This is a genomic window from uncultured Shimia sp. (genome assembly GCF_913054185.1).
In the GTDB taxonomy this organism is placed as follows: domain Bacteria; phylum Pseudomonadota; class Alphaproteobacteria; order Rhodobacterales; family Rhodobacteraceae; genus Shimia.
On the sequence record NZ_CAJXIV010000175.1, the window covers coordinates 1 to 2,088 of the forward strand.

At 59.3% G+C, this 2,088-nt stretch carries 3 protein-coding genes; all 3 read right to left on the reverse strand.

Annotated features, from left to right (window positions below; translation table 11 throughout):
• A partial coding sequence (locus QZ517_RS20035) for an FAD-dependent oxidoreductase (protein ID WP_294230847.1) occupies nt 1–473 on the reverse strand: 473 nt, incomplete at its 3' end.
• Nucleotides 470–1,408, reverse strand: a complete 939-nt coding sequence (locus QZ517_RS20040) for an aldo/keto reductase (RefSeq protein ID WP_294230849.1) — start codon at nt 1,406–1,408, stop codon at nt 470–472. The genes QZ517_RS20040 and QZ517_RS20035, both read right to left, overlap by 4 nt.
• Nucleotides 1,409–1,662: 254 nt before the next feature.
• Nucleotides 1,663–2,088 (reverse strand): NAD(P)H-dependent oxidoreductase (locus tag QZ517_RS20045; RefSeq protein WP_294230851.1); only part of this gene is annotated, 426 nt, incomplete at its 5' end.

The window sequence follows — 2,088 nt, forward strand, 5'->3', positions numbered from 1 at the left end:
TCTTGACCGGTGTGCACGTCACCACCTTGAGCTCGGCAGGTTTTGGCAAAGCATTGGATCAGTCGGTCGGTGTCGATGTCTTCGCCGGAATGATGATGTGCGACGTTGCCGATGCTGTCCGTGTTGAGGATTGGCACCATGTCGACGGCCTGTTGTAGGCCCATCGGGGTGGCGTCAAAGCTTTCGCAACAGCGTTTGAAGGCGTCGTCTTCCCCTTTGGCGGCGAGGAACATCACGCCGCGAGGGGAGAGGAAACCGCCGTCTTCGTGTTTGAAAAAATCACCACTGGCGTGGCTGAGCTCGACGGTGCTGGGAGACCCATAATTGGGCTCAAACATCGCGGCTGAGCGACCGGAGGCGTGGTATCCAAGGGCAGATTCCCGTTCCAAAACAACGGTTTTACCCAAAGGTGCAAGACGGGCAGCGGCGGAGACGCCGCCAATGCCGCCGCCAATGACGAGGAAATCAATCATGCTTCGTCCAATCGATCTGTTGCGGGCGCAGGCGTTTGGCTGAGCGCGGTGATGTCTGCGTAGATCGCGTCGTTCATGTGAAAGCTTGTGGCCGCCAGCGATGGTTCGAGTTGCGCCAGGCTGCGTGCTGAGAGAATGGGGCTGGGTGCGGCGCTGTGTTTCGCAACCCAAGCGGCGGCCAATGTGGCGGGATGCAGGCCGCGCGCAGTGGCCAGTTCGGTGAGTTGCACGGCGGTTTTGTGCATCCATCCAACATCATAGCGGGCGGCGTAGCGCTCGTCTGTTGCCAGGCGGCCTTCTGCGTCTTTGGCGTTGTACTTTCCGGTGAGCAGGCCCCCACCAAGCGGGGAGTAGGTGGCTGCAAGAATGCCAAGGTCAGCGCACATGGGCAGGATTTCGACCTCTGCCTGACGCTTCACCAGGCTGTACATCGGTTGCAAGACACTGATGGGGAGGCCCAATTTTGACGCGGCCCAAGCGGCTTTTACAACCTGCCAAGCAGCGAAGTTTGATAGGCCAACATGTGAGATTTTTCCGTCCGCCTTGAATTGCGCAAAGGTTTCAAGGGTTTCCTCAATGGGCGTGTCTGCGTCAAAGCGGTGCAGATAGAGGATGTCGACGTGATCCATGTTCAGGCGTTTGCGGGAGACGTCAAATTGCGACTGTAGGTTTTCCGCCCCTGCGCCACCTCTGTAGCCAACCTTGGTGGCAATCACCAAATTGTCGCGGTGGGGCGCGGCGAGTGTGCCCAGGATCTCTTCGCTGCGCCCATCTGTATAGAGGTAAGCAGTGTCAAAATGGGTGATGCCAGCGGCGCGGCAGTCCTCAAACATCTCGGCGCTGTCACGCTCGGAGGCGGTGCCGCCAAATTGCATGGTGCCAAAGGCATAGCGGCTGATCGGGGCGCCATTAAGGCTGGTGATTGTCTGCGTCATGGCGCGACGTTGCCATGAGGACGCGGGGGTTGGAAGAGGGGAATGAGCAGGCGGCGGAATTGCGGTGTGAAGCGAAGATAAGCGCGCTTGCCGTGTTGCCCAATAAACCTGCGCCCAAGGCTTTACGGCCAGCCAAAAACAACATCGGTTTTGCGTTGGTATCGCGGCTGTATTGCGGAGGTGGGTTTTGGGCTGGATTGTCCCGCGGGATTTCGAAAAGCGGCGCAGCGGGCTTCTATGGGCGCAGGCTTGAGTTAAGCTGGTGCAGGCGGTGGCAGCGTGAGACCACAGTCATAGCTTTGCGCCAAAAGCGCCTCGCGGCGTGGGGCGGAACCTGTTGACCCATAGAGCAACTCCATACGGCGCGGAGAGAAGCCAAAGAAGCCAAAAGTGCCTTCTGTCCAGCAGGTCTCCAGCGCGGCGCGGTAGCCTTTATCTTCCATTTCATCAGAGCGGGCACCGGCGGGGATCAGCAAAAGGCCGCTGCGGTTTTTCTGGACCGAGAGCTCCGGATCGTCGAGTTGGTCATAAGCCCAGCCCCAACACCAGACGCGGTCCACCCAGCCTTTCATCATCGAGGGCATGCCCCACCAGAACAACGGGAAGATCAGGCAAATGGCATCAGCGCGGGCGATGCGATCTTGCTCGCGGACCACATCGGCTGGGATGTTGGTGCTGCC

Coding starts and splice junctions, on each gene's coding strand:
- QZ517_RS20040 (WP_294230849.1), bottom strand. CDS start 1,408: ATGACGCAGACAATCACCAGCCTTAATGGCGCCCCGATCAGCCGCTAT.